Source organism: Actinosynnema sp. NPDC037264, assembly GCF_055603705.1.
The window spans coordinates 165,681-181,975 of record NZ_JBVJVK010000015.1 but is presented as its reverse complement, the minus strand read 5'-3'; the positions used below and the strand labels follow the sequence as shown (position 1 = coordinate 181,975).

Below are 16,295 nucleotides of genomic sequence, written 5' to 3'. Positions count from 1 at the left end.
GCTGTGGGCACTGTTGCGCGACAACCGGCCGTTCACAACGACAAGTTCCGCCACACCAGCGCCCACAGCCACTTGACACGGGTCATTAAGACTCGTCAGTCCTTTCGGTCGTCGCGCTCACGGGCGGGCCGGGGACTCTGCGCCCCCGGTCGCGAACGCGCGCAACCCCAACGGGGCCGCGAACGCCTCCTCGAACCACTGCAGGTCGTCGTCCTGGTCCGGGTCGTCGACGAACGCCCGGACCACCGCGCACCACTCGTCCCGGTCGAGCACGGCCCGGTAGCGGTCGACCGACCGTGCCCGCCGCTCGGCCGTGCCGATCTCCGAAGCCCGCAGGTGGTGGGCGATGACAGCGGCCCGGGTGTACCGGCCCGCGCTGGGCGCCTGCCGACCCAGGTGGTCGGCGTACGCGTCCAGCACGGCGTGCGCGTGCGGGTAGTGGTCCAAGGTCCCGCCCATGCCCTGCGCGCCCGCCATCCTGGCCAGCAGGAGTCCGGTGTGGTCCACGAAATCGTCATCCGACCAGGTGGTGATGGCCTCGTGCAGGTGGGCGGCCGTCGCCACCCGTGCCGCGAAGTAGGAGTTGAGGAAGTCGCCGTCGCACGACCGGCGCAGCAGCCAGTCCCGTTCCTCCGTGCCGCCGACCAGGCACAACGCCTCCACCACGTACACGCGGCCCCAACCGGCGACCCGGTCGCCCAACCACACCAGGGCCTCCGCGCCGCCGCGCCGACGTTTCAGCGCGTCGGCGGCCAACCACCCGAACGAGTTCGACAGCAGGCCGATCGTGCGGATCAGCGGGATGTCGTCCTCGTCCCGGCCGGTGGCCAGCAGCGCCAGGCCCAACGCCACGGCGGGCTGGTCCGGGCCGTGCCGGACCAGCCACCGGCCGGTCTCCCGCACGCGCTCCCGATCGGCCCGGCGCGCCGCGGCGGTCATGCGGTCGTTGCGGAAGATCGGCACGTCGAGGTCGCGGACGGCTTCGGCGAGGGCCTGCGGTGGGTCGTCACCGGCGAAGTGGCGGTCCAGGGCCTTGGCGACGTCCGCCCCGACCCGGCGTCGACCGCCCTGCCCGGAGTGGCGCTTCGCGCGCGGCTCGCGGGGGAACGGTCGGCCCTCGTTCGGCAGCGGTCGGTCGGGGTGCTGCTCGTGCAACCGCACGGCGTGCTCGTACAGGCTGATCCGGGGTCCCGCCCCGGTCGTCCCGCTCATCGGCGGGCGGAGGACTCGATTCTCTCGGTCATGATCGCGAGCCTAGCCGCTGCGCGACCACGAAGTCGCCCCCTTCCGGCCCGGAACCCCGGGCGGCACGGTCGGCTCACACCCCGGGTGACCGCCCGGTAACCGTCTGGAGGCTCCCGTGACACTGCTCCGCGCCCTGCTCTTACCCGTGTTGGTGGCATCGACCCTGGTCGGCGGCGCCGGCGTGGCGTCGGCGGCGACCGCCACCGTCGGCAACACCGACGGCGACGGGCTGAACGTGCGGTCCGCGCCGACCTCGGCCAGTTCGTCGCTCGGCCTGGTGTGGGACGGGCAGCGGGTCGACATCTCGTGCCAGGTGCGCGGCCAGTCGGTGACCAACACGCGTGGGTTCACCAGCGACCTGTGGGACTACGTGCCCGCGTTGCGCGGCTACCTGGCCGACGCCTACCTGGCCACCGGCTACGACTACCGCATCCCCGGTGTGCCGGACTGCGGCACGCAGACCGGGCGGCTGGTGCCGGTGTCGCAGTTCCACGGTCAACCCAACCAGGGCGAGGACTGCGGACCGGCCAGCGTGGTGTCCGCCCTGCTCGCGGCGGGCGTGACGCCCAGGTCGTGGAACGCGAGCCGCCCGGTCGACGCGATCAACCGCGCGCGGTCCGACATGGGCTACGACCCGACGTGGAACGACCCGAACAAGTTCGGCACGAACGAGTCCGACGTCAAACGCGCGCTCGCGGCCAACGGCGTGTACGCGACGGTCGTCTTCAACGACCTGAACCGGGTGCTCACCCACGTCCGCAACGGCCGCCCGGCGATCATGGCGGGCAACATGGTCAGCCTGCCCTGGTCAGGCCGCAACGTCCCGCACTTCCTCACCGTCGCCGCCTACGACGGGGACTACCTGGTCCTCGACCCGGCGTCCCAGGCGATCGTCTACCGGGCGTCCGCCTCGACCCTCTCGGCCTACTTCAACCACGACCTCGGCCGCGCGGGCGTGCTGCTCTGAGAGCCCTCTTCCCGACCGGCAGCTGCCAAGGCGGCCGGTCGGGAGCGGCTCTTCGGACACCGCCGCCATCAACGGTCGTGCACCACGAACCCCTGAACCACCGAATTCCGATAGGTCCGCAAGGCGGACGGGTAGTGCCTGTCCTCTTGGTAAGCGATCACGTGGCCGGGCAACGCGGTGGCCTGCCAACCGACACCGAGCCCTTTGACCAGAAGCGCCAACGCCGAGTCCACTGTCGGCGGAATCCCCCCGAAGTCCAGCACGACCGCCTCCTCGTCCTTCATCGCGCCGTGGTACCTGAACGAGTAGGGCAAGGACTGCTTCAGCACCGCTGCCGCTTCCCTGATCGAGCGCTCACCGGTCAACTCGCGCACCGGGAGGTACAGGTCCACGGGATGTTGCATGTCGAAGTGGCCCTCGGCGACCGGTGAGGCATCCCGGCCCCGGCCTGGATCGCTGTTGCCGAACCCGTTGCGATTCCACGGGGGAACTACGTGCTGTCGTTTCATCAGCAGCGCTTCGGGAGCGATGGCGGTCAAGTCCTCGCTCACGTACAGGTGCGTGAACGAGACGTCCCGCGGGTCCAAGCCGCGGCGCCCGGAGATCTTCCTGAGCGCCCGACCGAGGTTGGCCGGCAAGGTGCGCTCGGCCTTCCCGATGTAGACCAACTGCCCCCTGTGGAACAGCTCGTAGATGCCGGGACGCGGTTGGAGGCGGTCGAGGTTCCCTTCGTCCAGCGGTTGAGGTGACGACTCGGCGAGCCTTGCCCCGAGTTGCTGGGTGAACGCCGCGGTGAAGCTGAAGGCGAAGTCCCCGCCGTCGCTGCTCGAAGTCAGAGGTGGCCGTGCGCGCACGGGGTCCGCGCTCCTCGGGTAGGCCATCACCGGGCTCTCTCTGCCCGTTCCCGCTGTCCGGGGCGCACGTGCTCCTGCCGAACCCCCGCGGTCGGGTGCAGGCGCATCGGCCAACCGTTCGGCGGCCAACCTCAGCACCCGGAAGCGCTCGACCTGCAGGGCGGTGTCCAACCCAGCCGGCGGCGACAATACGGTCACCAGGGCTTCGAGGAGGTCCCAGTTCGGCAGCAGCGGTTTCGCGAACGCCCGGCGAACCCATTCGTGGGTGGCCGTGGTGCGGAAGGCGCCCGCGTTGATATGTCCCGCCACCCGGCGGGCACTCGGCCTCCCCGCCAGGCGGTGCAGCTCGTGCAGCGCTTCGTTCAACTCACGCAGGTGCGGTGGAAGAGGATCCGGTCGAGCGAAGGGCGGCATCACACCTCAACACGGCAAGAACTGTCAACAGCTGTCAACGCGCGTCAACCGGCGGTCCGCCGGCTCCACTCGGCCGTCACATGATGACCAACTCCGTCACCGTTCGTCTACCTGCTCCCGAGAGCCCCGAAGCTGGAACTACCAGCGCACCGAGCGGGTGGGCTCAACGTGAAAGGGGACGCGGGTGTCCGTGGTCGACATCGTCCTGTCAGCTGGACTGGTTTCGCTCCTCGTACTTCTCGGCGTCGTGTACCCGGCTGTCTGGTCGCGGCAGGCCGCACGCAGGAAGGACGCGTACCGCGTGCTCGACCTGCTGCTGCGCAGGCGTCGCCGATGACTCCGATCAGCTCTGGCCCGCCACCGGGCCCGGCTGGCCAACGAGGGCGGACCGTGGTGCGGGTGCCCCTACACGGTCTCCTGCACGGCGCCGGACGCGTCGGCGCGCAGCACCGGCGCGCCGGCGGTCAGGTCGCGCACGGCCGAGACGGAGTCCGCGTCCACGGACTCCGAGGCGGTGACGACGGCTGCCGCTTCCAAGCCCTCGGCGCCGCTCGACACCGCCGCCGCGACCGCCGCCTGGAGGGCGGTGAGCTTGAGCGACGGCAACGCGACCGTGGTGGCCGCGTAGGTCCGGCCGTCCGTGTCACGCACCGCCGCGCCCTCCGCCGCACCCGTGCGGGCCCGCGCCGAGCGCGCCAGCGTCACGATCTTCTGGTCCTCGGGGTCGAGCTCACTCACCGGTGGTCCCCTCGCTGTCGTCGCCGTTGTGCACCGGGCGCACGAGCACCGTCGTGATGCGCATCCGCCCGCGTTCGTCCTTGCCGCCCTCGGCCCGCATCCGCAGGCCCGCGATCTCCGCTTCCGTGCCCGGCAGCGGCACGCGGCCCAGGCGCTGCGCCAGCAGGCCGCCGACCGTCTCCACCTCGTGGTCGTCCAACTCCGTGCCGAACAACGCGTCCAGGTCGTCCACCGGCAACCGCGCGCTGACCCGCACCGAACCGTCGGTCAGGTGCTCCACCGGCGGCCGGTCGTCGGTGTCGGACTCGTCGGTGATCTCGCCGACGATCTCCTCCAGGATGTCCTCGATGGTGAGCAGGCCGGCCGTGCCGCCGTACTCGTCCACCACGACCGCCAGGTGGTTGCGCGACAGCTGCATCTCCCGCAGCAGGTCCGCGATCGGCTTCGAGTCCGGGATGAACGACGCCGGCTTCATCACGTCCGCCACCGACGTGCCGTTGGGCTCCTCGGCCAGCGTCAGCCGCACCAGGTCCTTGAGGTTCACCACACCGACGATGTCGTCCACGCTCTCCCCGATCACCGGCACCCGCGTGTACCCGGTGCGCAGCGACAGGGCCAGCGCCTGGCGGATCGACTTGGCCTGCTCGATCCACACGATCTCGGTGCGCGGCACCATCACCTCGCGCGCGATCGTGTCACCCAGCTCGAAGACCGAGTGGATCATCTCCCGCTCGCCCTCGTCCACGACGCCGCGCTCCTGCGCCATGTCCACCAGCTCGCGCAGCTCGACCTCGGAGGAGAACGGGCCCTCGCGGAAGCCCTTGCCCGGCGTGATCGCGTTGCCGACCAGGATCAGCAGCTTGCTCAACGGCCCCAGCACGCGGCCGAGCACCCGGATCGGGCCCGCCGCGAGCAGGCTCACCGCGTACGGGTGCTGCCTGCCGAGCGTCCGCGGACCCACGCCGACCAGCACGTACGACACCACGAGCATGCTCAGTCCGGCGACCAGCATGGCCACCCAGTCGGTGGCGATGAGCCCGAGGCACACCACGGTCACCAGCACCGTCGCCGCCAGCTCGCAGCCCAGGCGCAGCAACAGCAGCAGGTTCACGTGCCGCGGCCGGTCGGCCAGCAGCTGGATCAAGTGCCTCGTGCCCGCCCGGCCCTGCCGCTGCAACGCCTCGACGCGTGCCCGCGACACCGTGCCCAGCGCCGCGTCGACGCCCGCGAACGCGCCCGCCGACAACACCAACACCACGGCCAGCACCAGCAAGCCGGCGGAACTGCCTATCACCTCGGCCGCCTCAGGCTGTCGGCTCGGGCCGGTCCGCGTCCTCCAGGCCGACCGCCCCGAGGAGCTTCGAGTCGGCCTCGCGCTGCGCCGACTTGCGCTCGGCCTCGGCCGCGGCCGTGCGGAAGTCGCCCAGGATGCGGTTCTGCAACGTGAACATCTCCCGCTCCTCGGCCGGTTCCGCGTGGTCGTAACCGAGCAGGTGCAGCACACCGTGCACGGTCAGCAGGTGCAGCTCGTCCAGCAGGCTGTGGCCCGCCTTCTTGGCCTGGTCCTTGGCGAAGTCCGGGCACAGCACGATGTCGCCGAGCAGGGCCGGACCGAGGCCCGCCGCGTCCGGTCGGCGGGCGGAGTCCAGCTCGTCCATCGGGAACGCCATCACGTCCGTCGGGCCGGGCAGGTCCATCCAGCGCTGGTGCAGGTCCGCCATCACGTCCAGCTCGACCAGCAGGACGGACAGCTCGGCCAACGGGCTGACGCCCATTCGGTCCAGGGCGAACCGGGCGGCGGCGACGATGGACGACTCGTCCACGCTCACGCCCGACTCGTTCGCGATCTCGATGCTCACGGCGCCTATCGTCCCCGGCGTTGCCCGCGCGACCGCGCACCGGGTCCGGCGTGGTGCTGGTGCCCGTTGGCCGCGTCGCCCTCGTCCTGCTCGACCTGCCACTTCTCGTAGGCGTCCACGATGTCCGCGACCAGCCGGTGGCGGACCACGTCGTTGCTGGTCAGGACGGAGAAGTGGACGTCGTCCACGCCTTCGAGGATGTCCTTGACGACCTTCAGGCCGCTGCGCTGCCCGCCGGGCAGGTCGATCTGCGTGATGTCACCGGTCACCACGATCTTCGAACCGAAACCCAATCGGGTGAGGAACATCTTCATCTGCTCGGGCGTGGTGTTCTGCGCCTCGTCCAAGATGATGAACGCATCATTAAGCGTTCTTCCGCGCATGTAGGCCAGTGGGGCGACCTCGATCGTGCCCGCCTGGGTCAGGCGGGGGATCGACTCCGGGTCGACCATGTCGTGCAGCGCGTCGTACAGGGGGCGCAGGTACGGGTCGATCTTCTCGTACAGCGTGCCCGGCAGGTAGCCCAGCCGCTCGCCCGCCTCGACCGCCGGGCGGGTCAGGATGATCCGGTTGACCTGCTTGGCCTGCAGCGCCTGCACGGCCTTGGCCATGGCCAGGTAGGTCTTGCCCGTGCCGGCGGGACCGATGCCGAACACCACGGTGTTCTGGTCGATCGCGTCCACGTAGTGCTTCTGGTTCAGCGTCTTGGGCCGGATGGTGCGGCCACGCCGGGAGATGATGTCGAGGCTCAGCACCTCCGCCGGTGACTCGGCGGTGCCGGCGGACAGCATCGCGACCGTGCGGCGGACCGTGTCCTGGCCGACCTGCTGACCGCGGCTGGCGAGCGTGACCAGCTCGGCGAACACGCGTTCGGCGAACGCCACGTCCGCGGGCTGGCCGGAGAGCGTGATCTCGTTGCCGCGCACGTGCACGTCGGCGACCAGCAGTTCCTCGGCGAGCCGGAGGTTCTCGTCACGCGACCCGAGCAGGGCGAGCACCGCGCCGTCGGGCACGGCGAACTTGGATTGGGCGTCGGCCGCGGTCGGGGCTGCCTGCGGCGTGTTGTCGTCGGTACCGGCCACGTGGCCTCGGGCCCTCTTCCTGCGCGTTCGCGCCGTGCTCGAATGAACTCGACCTACCGCTTCCGATGCTAGCCGCCACCACCGACACTCCGCACCGGAGTAAGAAACGGGTTGGACACGGCGGGTGTACTCGGTGATGTGACGGAGTTGCGCGTGCTCACCCCCGACGACCTGCCCGCCTGCGTCCGCCTCGCGTCGGACCGGGGGTGGTCGGAGGAGCCGGAGAAGTGGGCGTTCCTGCTGCGGGTCGGCACCGGGTTCGGGCTGTTCGACGGTGATGAGCTGGTCGGCACCGCCGTCGTCACCCGGTTCGGCGACGAGCACGCGGCGGTCAGCATGGTGCTGGTGGCGTCGAGCCACGGCGGTCGCGGGCTCGGGCGGAGGGTGGTGGAGCACGCGCTGGAGTTCGCGGGCACGCCGGTGGTGTCGTTGCACGCGACTTCGTACGGCAAGCCGCTGTACGAGAAGCTGGGGTTCCGGTCGGTGGGCCTGGTGACCGCGCACGTGGGCGCGTTCGGCGGCGCGGCCTCGGGCACGTCGCGGCCGGCCGAGGAGGCGGACCGGGCGAAGCTGGCGGCGGTCGACGCCGAGGTGTTCGGCGCCGACCGGTCGGCGATGTGGCACGAGCTGTTCGGGTTCGCGTCGCAGGTCAGGGTGGCCGAGGACGGGTTCGTGGCGACGTGGCGCAACGGGCCGTTGACGATGGTGGGTCCGGTCGTGGCGCCGTCGGCGGCGCGTGCGGCGGAGTTGGTCGCGGACGTCGCGGTGGGCGCGACGGTGCGGGTGGACGTGCGGGATCGCGCGTTGGGCGCGTGGCTGGAGTCGCACGGGGTGGTGCCGCGGTTCACCGCGGACCTGATGGTGCGCGGTGCGTTCAGCGGTGACCGCGCGCGCCTGTACGCGCCGGTGATGCAGGCCCTGGGTTAGAGCCCTCGGGCTCAGGCGAGCGGGCCGAGCCGCCGTCCGCCGAGGACGTGCAGGTGGGCGTGGAAGACGGTCTGGCCCGCGTCCGCGCCGGTGTTGAACAGCAGCCGGTAGCCGCTGTCGGCGACGCCCTCGGCCTTCGCCACCTCGCCGGCTGCCAGGAACAGGTCGTCCAGCACGGTGGGCGCGGCGGCGGCCAGGGCCACGGCGTCCGCGGCGTGCGTCTTCGGCACCAGCACGACGTGCGTCGGGGCTTGGGGTGCGATGTCGCGGAACGCCAGCGTGGTGTCGGTCTCGTGCACCACGGTCGCCGGGATCTCGCGGGCGACGATGCGGCAGAACAGGCAGTCGGACATGGCTCCGCAGGCTACCGACCCGGGCCGGTCACGCGCCCTGGGCGTTCAACTCGGGGTCGGAACACGCGGGGCCCCTGGGTTCTACGTCCGGGTCAGGCGGAGGGCGGCGGTGCGGCAGGCGGTCCAGGCCGGGGTGCCGGGGGTGATCAGGGACATGTGGTCGGTGGCGGGCAGGGCGATCAGCTCGGCGCCCGAGGCGCGGGCGAAGGCCTCGCTCTGGGCGAACGGCACGTCCTCGTCGTCCTCGCCGTGGACCAGCACCATGGGCTTGGGGATCGGCAGCTGCGCCGCCGGCGAGGCGTCGGCGTAGAGCGCGGGCACCTCGGCCGGTGTGCCGCCCAGCAGTTCGGCGGCACGGCGGGTGATCTCCGGGTGCTGGAGGAAGTCGAGGACGCCCGCCTGCGCCACGGCGCCCACGACGCGGGGGTGGCGGGCGGCGGCCCACACCGCCAGGTGCCCGCCCGCGGAGTGACCCAGCGTGACCACCGGGCCGAGCGCCGGGTCGAGGGCGTCGATCGCGGCGAGCACGTCGTCGCCGGTGGCGGGCCAACCGCCACCCCCGGTTACCCGCCGGTACTCCACGTTGTACGCGGCCGCGCCGTGAATGACCAGGTCAGCGGCCAGAGGTCGGCCGAGTTCCAATCCGTAGCGCTGATGCCAGAAACCACCATGGATTACCACGATGACCGGAAAAGATTCACCGGACGGCGCGGAAAACTCGCCGAACTGGCTCGGGTGCGGCCCGTAGACGATGCGCAATCGAAACCCCTTGGACGCAAAAAAGAGGCCGCGTCGCGGTGGGACCTGGGGGTCGTCCCACCGCGACGCGGCGGCGCCGGACCGAGGGGGGAGGTGTCCGGCGAGTCTGGTCGAGGGGTGACCCTGGTTAGCCCAATGGAACCCCTCTGCCATGAGCGTAACCCCTATGTCAGGCGTTCGCCAGGAGAGGGCAACACCAATTACCGCCAGCGATCGGTCAGCACACCCAGCGCACCCAAAGCGACCGCCGCCGCCGTCGACGCTCGCAGAACGGTAGGTCCCAGTCGCACTACGTGCGCGCCCGCACCGGTCAACGTGGACAATTCCTCGTCGGTGATGCCACCTTCCGGTCCGACGACGAGCAGCACATCACCCGACGCGGGCAGCTGAACCGATCCGATGCCGACCGAAGCGGATTCGTGCAAAACCAAAGTGACCGCCGACACCGACGCCAACCGCGCCAGCCCGGCGGTGGAAACGGGTTCCGCGACCGACGGCACGCGCGCCCGGCGTGCCTGCTTGGCCGCCTCACGCGCGGTGCTGCGCCAGCGTTCGAGGGCCTTCGCGCCGCGCGGGCCGTCCTCCCACTTCGTCACGCAGCGCGAGGCACGCCACGGCACGACGCCGTCCACCCCGGCCTCGGTGGCCAGCTCGACGGCCAGCTCGCCCCGGTCGCCCTTCACCAGCGCCTGCGCCACCACGACCCGCACGGACGGCTCCGGCACGGTCCACCGTTCGACGACGCGCAGCCGCAGGGAGTCCTTGAACGCCTCCGACACCACGCACCGCACCTGGTCGCCCGTGCCGTCGGAGAGCACCAGCTCCTCCCCCGCGCGCAACCGGCGCACGGTGGCCGCGTGCCGCCCCTCGGGGCCGTCCAGGACGGCCTCGTCACCGGGCGGCAGCGCGGCGACCAGGAAGACCGGCAGCGTCACCGGTGGTTGCGGCCGGACCGCAGCCGCGAGAAGAGCCCGCCGCCGCCCTTGCCGTTGTGCGCGAGCGTCGGCTCGTCCTCACCGCGCGACACGGCGAGCTCGCGCAGCAGTTCGGCCTGCCGGGCGTCCAGCTTCGTCGGCGTGACGACTTCGAGGTGCACGTGCAGGTCGCCGCGGCCGTCGATGCGGCCGCTGGACCGCAGCCGGGGCATGCCGCGCCCGGTGAGCACCAGCTCGGTGTTCGGCTGGGTGCCGGGCTCGATCTCCAGCTCCTCCTCGCCGTCCAGCGTCTGCAACGGCAGCACCGCGCCGAGGGCCGCCGTCGTCATCGGGATGCGCACGGAGCAGTGCAGGTTGGCGCCGTCGCGCTCGAAGACCTCGTGCGGCACCTCCTCGACCTCGACGTACAGGTCACCGGCCGGTCCACCGCCGGGGCCGACTTCGCCCTGGCCCGCGAGCCGCACCCGCATGCCCTCGGCCACGCCGGCCGGGATCTGCACCGAGATGGTGCGCCGCGAGCGCACCCGGCCCTCGCCCGCGCACTGCTGGCACGGGTCGGGGATGACCTCGCCGAGGCCGCGGCACACCGGGCACGGCCGCGCCGTGACGACCTGGCCGAGGAACGAGCGCTGCACCGACTGCACCTCGCCCCGCCCGCCGCACGTGTCGCAGCGCACCGGGGACGAGCCGTCCGCGCAGCCGCTGCCGACGCACCGGTCGCACAGGATCGCCGTGTCGACGGTCAGCTCGCGCGAAGCCCCCGCCGCGCACTCCTCCAGCGTCATCGACAGCCGGATCAGCGCGTCCGAGCCGGGCTGCACCCGGCTGCGCGGACCACGTCCGCCACCGCCACCCGCGCCGAAGAACGCGTCCATGATGTCGCCGAGACCGAACCCCGCGAACGGGTCGCGCATGCCGCCACCGCCGCCCGACTCCAACGGGTCGCCGCCGAGGTCGACGACCTGCCGCTTCTTCGGGTCCGAGAGGACCTCGTAGGCGGCGGTCACCTCCTTGAAGCGCGCTTCCTCGTTGGGGTTGACGTCGGGGTGCAGCTGCCGCGCGAGCTTGCGGTAGGCGCGCTTGATCTCGTCGGGAGTCGCGTTCTTGGAGACCCCGAGCGTGCCGTAGTAGTCCCTCGCCACCGTGTTTCCTCCTGCGAACGCGCTGCGACACGCGTCCGCTCGCTTGCGAAACGTCCTTCGGGACCGCGGTGTTCCCCGCCGTCACCGTCCGGTCAAGATCTCCCCCACGTAGTTGGCGACCGCTCGCACCGCCGCCATCGTGCCGGGGTAGTCCATGCGGGTGGGCCCCACCACTCCCATGCCGCCGAGCAGGTTGTCCCGGCTGCCGTAGCCGATGGACACGACCGAGGTGCTGCGCATCTCGGCCGCTTCGTTCTCCTCGCCGATGTGCACCAGGATGCGGCCCGGGTCGCGGGCCGCGGCGAGCAGCTTGAGCACCACGACCTGCTCCTCCAGCGCCTCGAGCACCTGGCGCAGCGAACCGGGGAAGTCTGCCACGTTGCGGGTGAGGTTCGCCGTGCCACCCAGGACCAGGCGTTCCTCGGGGTGCTCCACCAGCGACTCGATGAGCACCGTGCTCACCCGCAGCACGATGTCGCGCAGGTCGCCGGGCACCTCGTCGGGCAGCTTCGCGACCTCGGCGGAGGCGTCGGACAGGCGCTTGCCGACCATGGCGCCGTTGAGCATGGACCGGATGCGGGCGACGTTGTCCTCGGTGACGACGTCGCCGAGGTCGACCGAGCGCTGGTCGACGCGGCCGGTGTCGGTGATCAGCACCAGCATCAGGCGCGCCGGTGTGATGGCGAGCACCTCGATGTGCCGGACGGTGGAGCGGCTCAGCGTCGGGTACTGGATGACGGCGACCTGGCGGGTCAGCTGGGCCAGCAGCCGGACGCTGCGGCGCAGCACGTCGTCCAGGTCGTAGGCGCCTTCGAGGAAGTTCTGGATGGCCCGGCGCTCGGGCGTGGACAGCGGCTTGACCTCGCTGAGCCGGTCCACGAACAGGCGGTAGCCCTTGTCGGTCGGCACGCGGCCGGCGCTGGTGTGCGGCTGGGTGATGTAGCCGTCCTCTTCCAGCGTCGCCATGTCGTTGCGCACGGTCGCGCTCGACACACCCAGGTTGTGCCGTTCGACCAGGGCTTTCGAGCCGACCGGCTCCTGGTTGGACACGTAGTCGGCGACGATCGCGCGCAAGACTTCGAACCGGCGCTCATCGGCGTTCACGCGCGTCACCTCCAGGGACGGACAAGGTCCTTCACCTTGAGTTTACGGAGGTTCGCGCCCGGATCGGAAAACCCGCTCGCCGGGCTTCGGCGCGGTCGGTAGCTTCGGGTGTGCTCACCCGCATCCAGGCCGCCCTGCGCGACGCGATCAGGGCCGACGCCGAGCGCGTCGGGCCGTTCCTCGTCCGGTTCGACGCGCACAGCGACAACCTGTTCATGAACTACGCCGTGCCCGACGAGGGCGCGGCGCCGACGCGGGGTGACGTGGACGCGCTGGTGGCGGCGTTCCGGTCACGGTCGCGCACGCCGAGGCTGGAGTACCTGCGGCCGTCGCCGGTGGTGGACGCGGCGCTGGAGGCGGCCGGGTTCACCGTCGACCAGCTGTTGCCGGTGATGGCGGTCGACGAGCTGGTCGCGCCGCCGTTGCCCGCCGGGCTGACGGTCGAGGCGGTGACCTCGGACGACGACCTGTTCGCGGTGTCGGTGGTGCAGAACACGGCGTTCGGCGTCGGTGGGGTGGTCGGCGCGGAGGACGTGGCGCGGCAGCGGTCGCTGCTGCGCGACGACGGGGTGATCGTGCTGGCCCGGCTGGACGGCGAACCGGTGGGCGCGGGCGCGTGCACGGCGCCGCGGCACGGGCTGTCGCAGGTGGCCGGGATCGCGGTGCCGGGGGCGTTCCGGGGGCGTGGGATCGCGTCCGCGGTCTGCGCCGACCTCACCGCGCGGGTGTTCGACTCGGGCTGCACGCCGTTCCTGGAGACCGAGCCGGACGCGAAGGTGGACCGCCTCTACGGACCGCTGGGCTACCGCACGATCGGCCACTCGGCGTCGGTCACCTTGGGTCGGTCGTCGCTTCCCCGATCCGCCGCGAGCAAGGACGGGTGACCGGTCGTTCGCCCACCGGGTCGGTGAAGCGTCCGTCACACCGGATGGCGCCAGGCACGACCGGCCACCTCGACGCTGCGTACTCGAGTGCCGCTGTGAGTTCCTCGGTCCGCGTTGTCGTGGTCGACACGGGAGTGGCCCTCCCGGATGCCGTTGCGGGACCGACCGGGCACCGGGAGTCGGACGCAGTCACCGCCCAGGAAGTGGGGGCACACCCTGGCCGGCGATCCGCCCCTTTGATCTCCGGCGCCGGCGCCTGGGCCAAGGGTCGGTGTCGGACCGTTCGGGGGCCGGGTCTGCGCGACGAAGCATGGTGTCGGCTGATCAGCCCGCACTTCACCCTTGCGGGCGAGTCCATTGCGGCGGCCGGCCGGGCAGGTTCCACCCCGAACCGCGTAACCAATCCACCAGGCAGGCCGCCGGCGCGACAGGTCTCTTTGCACATTGCGCAACCGTCGATGATCCGAGAATGTCCGGAATATAGCCGGTCGATGAAACCCCTTCGGTCGCCCGTAACGGCGGAACGGATTCCGTCCCGCGCGGAAATGGGGGATTTTCCGTGTCCCTGTCGTTGGGTGACGCGTACGCTCGAGGGGTGACCGGCCCGATCGTCAAGCCCACGAGTACCGATAAGCGCGTCTGGCCACCGAACCCGTGGCGGGCGGTGTTCGTGGTCGGCGGGTTCACCGCACTGCTGTATCTGGTCGAAGCCATCGACGCGGTCCTCCCGGCCGATCTCGACCGGATGTTCGGCATCGTGCCGAGGTCCGTGTCCGGGCTGGACGGCATCCTGCTGGCGCCGCTCCTGCACCTCGGCTGGTGGCACCTGCACGCGGACGCGCCGTTCGTTCTGGTCCTGGGCTTCCTGGCGATGGCCGGCGGTCTGCGCCAGTGGATCGCGGTCACCGCGACCATCTGGCTGATCAGCGGCGTCGGTGTCTGGCTCATCAGTCCAGACGGGGTGCACACCGCCGGGGTGTCCGGCGTGACGATGGGCTGGTTCGTCTTCCTGCTGGCCCGTGGGACCTTCACCGGCGGGGTCCTGCACCTCGGTGTCGCCGTGGCGCTGCTCCTCTACTGGGGCAGCACCCTCTGGCTGATCTTCCCGAGCGACCCGATCATCGCCGGACAGGCACGTTGGTCCGTCTCCTGGCAGGCCCATTTGTTCGGTGCCGCCGCAGGTTTGCTTGCCATGTGGCTGGTAGCCAAGGCCAATTGGCTTGACCGCGCCAAGAAGTGGCGTCACCTCACCTCATGACCGGATGAGGTGCCAGAATGGCGATGTCGCCGGTCCGACACCTGTGCGCCGGCCGCCAGGCGTGCGGAGAGGGCGGAACGAGCGGGACGTGCTGCCACCTCGCGGCCGGCGGCGGCCGCGGTGACTCGAAGAAATCGGCCATGGCCGACATGCCACTTCTGACTTCTACCCCAAATCTTTTTCTGCACTCCCTCGCCCTTCGTTCGAGAGCGCGGTAATGCGCAATCGCGGACGCTGCGCGGTTCCGCGCGTGACGACAAGCCCGACCCTCGATGAGGTGATCACGTGAGTCGGCGCACGACGGCGTCGGCGAGCAGCCGGCCCCGGTCGGTGAGCACGCAGCGGCCCCGGTCGAGGGCGGTGGGGTCCAGCAGGCCGTCGGCGGCGGCGGTCTTGGCTTCGGCTTGGCCCGAGGCGTCGAGGACGTCCAGCGGGAGGCCGGTGGCCAGGCGCAGCTCGAGCAGCACGCGTTCCACCCGGCGGTCGTCGTCGGCGAGGACCTCGCGCCCCGCGGCGGGTGAGGTGCCGGCGGCCAGCAGTTCGGCGTACTTCGCCGGGTGCTTGACGTTCCACCAGCGCACGCCGCCGACGTGGCTGTGCGCGCCGGGGCCCGCGCCCCACCAGTCGGCGCCCTGCCAGTAGAGCAGGTTGTGCCGGCACGCGGCGTCCGCCGACGCGGCCCAGTTCGACACCTCGTACCAGGTCAGGCCCTGCTCGGTCATGGCAGCGTCGATCAGCTCGTACTTGTCCGCGAGCACGTCGTCGTCGGGCATCGGCACCTCGCCGCGACGCACCCGGCGGGCCAGCGCGGTGCCCTCCTCGACGATCAGCGCGTAGGCCGACACGTGGTCCACGCCCGCGCTCCGGACGGCGTCGAGCGACGACCGGAGGTCGTCGACGGTCTCGCCCGGCGTGCCGTAGATGAGGTCGAGGTTCACGTGCTCGAACCCCGCCGCGCGGGCCTCCCGGGCGGCGGCCACCGGGCGGCCCGGCGTGTGCACGCGGTCGAGCACGGCCAGCACGTGCCGGGCGGCCGACTGCATCCCGAGCGAGACGCGGGTGTAACCAGCATCACGGATGGCGGAAAAGAACTCGGGCGACGTGGACTCCGGGTTGGACTCCGTGGTGACCTCCGCGCCGGGCGCGAGGCCGAACGACGACCGCACCGCGTCGAGCACCTGGCCCAGCCCTTCGGCGCCGAGCAGCGACGGTGTGCCACCGCCGACGAACACCGTGTCCACCGCCGGCGGGACACCCAACACGGTCGCCGCGAGGTCCAGCTCGCGCCGCAGCCCTTCCAGCCAGGACGCCGGTGACGCGGAAGTGCCCAGCTCACCGGCGGTGTAGGTGTTGAAGTCGCAGTAGCCGCACCGGGTCGCGCAGAACGGGACGTGGACGTAGACCCCGAACGGGCGGTCACCCAGACCGGTGAGCGCGGAGGTGGGCAGTGAGCCGTCGGGTGGTGCGGGATCACCGATCGGCAGGGCGGAGGGCATGGGCCCCATTGTCCCATTTACCAGCACCGCGACCGTCGTCCCACGATGCGGATGGCGGTGGACCACGAGGTGGACGCGTGGCACGCTGAGGCACATGACATCGACCGGAGTCCGCCTGGTGGTCCGCCGCCACGTCGACTTCCGTCGTGTCTCCAGCGCGATGTGCCGTCGTTCGGCATAACCCGCGCCTGCCTTTTTGTTCCCGTCGGCGCCGGGTGCGCTGACGAGACCCCCACCACGGCTGTCCTGGGACTCGCACGCGCACCAGCGCCCCGAAT

17 protein-coding genes are annotated in these 16,295 nt (G+C 71.4%); 5 read left to right on the top strand and 12 right to left on the bottom strand.

The annotated features are described in order from the left end of the window. Window positions 1-117 precede the first annotated feature (117 nt). The gene (locus tag ACZ7GX_RS19440; RefSeq protein ID WP_498778430.1) at window positions 118-1,212 is read right to left on the bottom strand and encodes a hypothetical protein; all 1,095 of its coding nucleotides are present in this window, start codon (window positions 1,210-1,212) and stop codon (window positions 118-120) included. A gap of 148 nt (window positions 1,213-1,360) precedes the next feature. Between ACZ7GX_RS19440 and ACZ7GX_RS19435 the strand changes: the two genes are divergently transcribed. Next, entirely contained in the window at window positions 1,361-2,212 is an 852-nt protein-coding gene (locus ACZ7GX_RS19435; protein WP_498778429.1) for a C39 family peptidase, read from the top strand. 68 nt (window positions 2,213-2,280) lie between these two features. On the opposite strand, the gene ACZ7GX_RS19430 is transcribed toward ACZ7GX_RS19435, so the two are convergent. Beyond that, on the bottom strand, window positions 2,281-3,483 hold the full coding sequence (locus ACZ7GX_RS19430) for a GIY-YIG nuclease family protein (protein ID WP_498778428.1): 1,203 nt from the start codon (window positions 3,481-3,483) through the stop codon (window positions 2,281-2,283). Window positions 3,484-3,664: 181 nt separating this feature from the next. On the opposite strand from ACZ7GX_RS19430, the gene ACZ7GX_RS19425 reads away from it, so the two are divergent. Beyond that, complete coding sequence (locus tag ACZ7GX_RS19425) at window positions 3,665-3,817, top strand: hypothetical protein (RefSeq protein WP_498778427.1); 153 nt, start codon at window positions 3,665-3,667, stop codon at window positions 3,815-3,817. 68 nt (window positions 3,818-3,885) lie between these two features. Here the strand turns inward: ACZ7GX_RS19425 and ACZ7GX_RS19420 are convergent, their stop codons facing one another. The 4 genes from ACZ7GX_RS19420 to ACZ7GX_RS19405 are packed head-to-tail and all read right to left on the bottom strand — an operon-like array spanning window position 3,886 to window position 7,159. Next, a complete protein-coding gene (locus ACZ7GX_RS19420; protein ID WP_498778426.1) occupies window positions 3,886-4,218 on the bottom strand; it encodes a cytidine deaminase-like protein in 333 nt (110 codons plus the stop codon). Then, on the bottom strand, window positions 4,211-5,509 hold the full coding sequence (locus ACZ7GX_RS19415) for a hemolysin family protein (protein WP_498778434.1): 1,299 nt from the start codon (window positions 5,507-5,509) through the stop codon (window positions 4,211-4,213). Before ACZ7GX_RS19415 ends, ACZ7GX_RS19420 begins: the two co-directional genes overlap by 8 nt. Before the next feature lie 13 nt (window positions 5,510-5,522). Further along, window positions 5,523-6,077 (bottom strand): rRNA maturation RNase YbeY, encoded by a 555-nt coding sequence (gene ybeY / locus ACZ7GX_RS19410; protein WP_498778425.1) that lies wholly within the window; start codon window positions 6,075-6,077, stop codon window positions 5,523-5,525. Between the two features lie 5 nt (window positions 6,078-6,082). After that, on the bottom strand, window positions 6,083-7,159 hold the full coding sequence (locus ACZ7GX_RS19405; protein WP_498778424.1) for a PhoH family protein: 1,077 nt from the start codon (window positions 7,157-7,159) through the stop codon (window positions 6,083-6,085). Between the two features lie 138 nt (window positions 7,160-7,297). On the opposite strand from ACZ7GX_RS19405, the gene ACZ7GX_RS19400 reads away from it, so the two are divergent. Then, window positions 7,298-8,086, top strand: a complete 789-nt coding sequence (locus ACZ7GX_RS19400; RefSeq protein ID WP_498778423.1) for a GNAT family N-acetyltransferase — start codon at window positions 7,298-7,300, stop codon at window positions 8,084-8,086. An 11-nt stretch (window positions 8,087-8,097) separates the two neighbouring features. Here ACZ7GX_RS19400 and ACZ7GX_RS19395 read toward each other — a convergent pair whose 3' ends face one another. From ACZ7GX_RS19395 to hrcA, 5 genes are all read right to left on the bottom strand, one after another. Further along, complete coding sequence (locus tag ACZ7GX_RS19395; protein WP_498778422.1) at window positions 8,098-8,439, bottom strand: histidine triad nucleotide-binding protein; 342 nt, start codon at window positions 8,437-8,439, stop codon at window positions 8,098-8,100. A gap of 81 nt (window positions 8,440-8,520) precedes the next feature. Continuing rightward, entirely contained in the window at window positions 8,521-9,081 is a 561-nt protein-coding gene (locus ACZ7GX_RS19390; protein WP_498778421.1) for an alpha/beta hydrolase family protein, read from the bottom strand. A 317-nt stretch (window positions 9,082-9,398) separates the two neighbouring features. Then, complete coding sequence (locus ACZ7GX_RS19385) at window positions 9,399-10,133, bottom strand: 16S rRNA (uracil(1498)-N(3))-methyltransferase (RefSeq protein WP_498778420.1); 735 nt, start codon at window positions 10,131-10,133, stop codon at window positions 9,399-9,401. Continuing rightward, window positions 10,130-11,275, bottom strand: coding sequence for a molecular chaperone DnaJ (gene dnaJ, locus ACZ7GX_RS19380; protein WP_230572916.1), 1,146 nt, complete (start codon window positions 11,273-11,275; stop codon window positions 10,130-10,132). Before dnaJ ends, ACZ7GX_RS19385 begins: the two co-directional genes overlap by 4 nt. 81 nt (window positions 11,276-11,356) lie before the next feature. Next, entirely contained in the window at window positions 11,357-12,379 is a 1,023-nt protein-coding gene (hrcA, locus tag ACZ7GX_RS19375; RefSeq protein ID WP_498778419.1) for a heat-inducible transcriptional repressor HrcA, read from the bottom strand. A gap of 110 nt (window positions 12,380-12,489) precedes the next feature. On the opposite strand from hrcA, the gene ACZ7GX_RS19370 reads away from it, so the two are divergent. After that, a complete protein-coding gene (locus ACZ7GX_RS19370) occupies window positions 12,490-13,263 on the top strand; it encodes a GNAT family N-acetyltransferase (protein ID WP_498778418.1) in 774 nt (257 codons plus the stop codon). A gap of 595 nt (window positions 13,264-13,858) precedes the next feature. Further along, window positions 13,859-14,521 (top strand): rhomboid family intramembrane serine protease, encoded by a 663-nt coding sequence (locus tag ACZ7GX_RS19365; RefSeq protein ID WP_498778417.1) that lies wholly within the window; start codon window positions 13,859-13,861, stop codon window positions 14,519-14,521. A 281-nt stretch (window positions 14,522-14,802) separates the two neighbouring features. Here the strand turns inward: ACZ7GX_RS19365 and hemW are convergent, their stop codons facing one another. Continuing rightward, window positions 14,803-16,017, bottom strand: coding sequence for a radical SAM family heme chaperone HemW (gene hemW, locus ACZ7GX_RS19360; RefSeq protein ID WP_498778416.1), 1,215 nt, complete (start codon window positions 16,015-16,017; stop codon window positions 14,803-14,805). Between the last annotated feature and the right edge of the window lie 278 nt (window positions 16,018-16,295).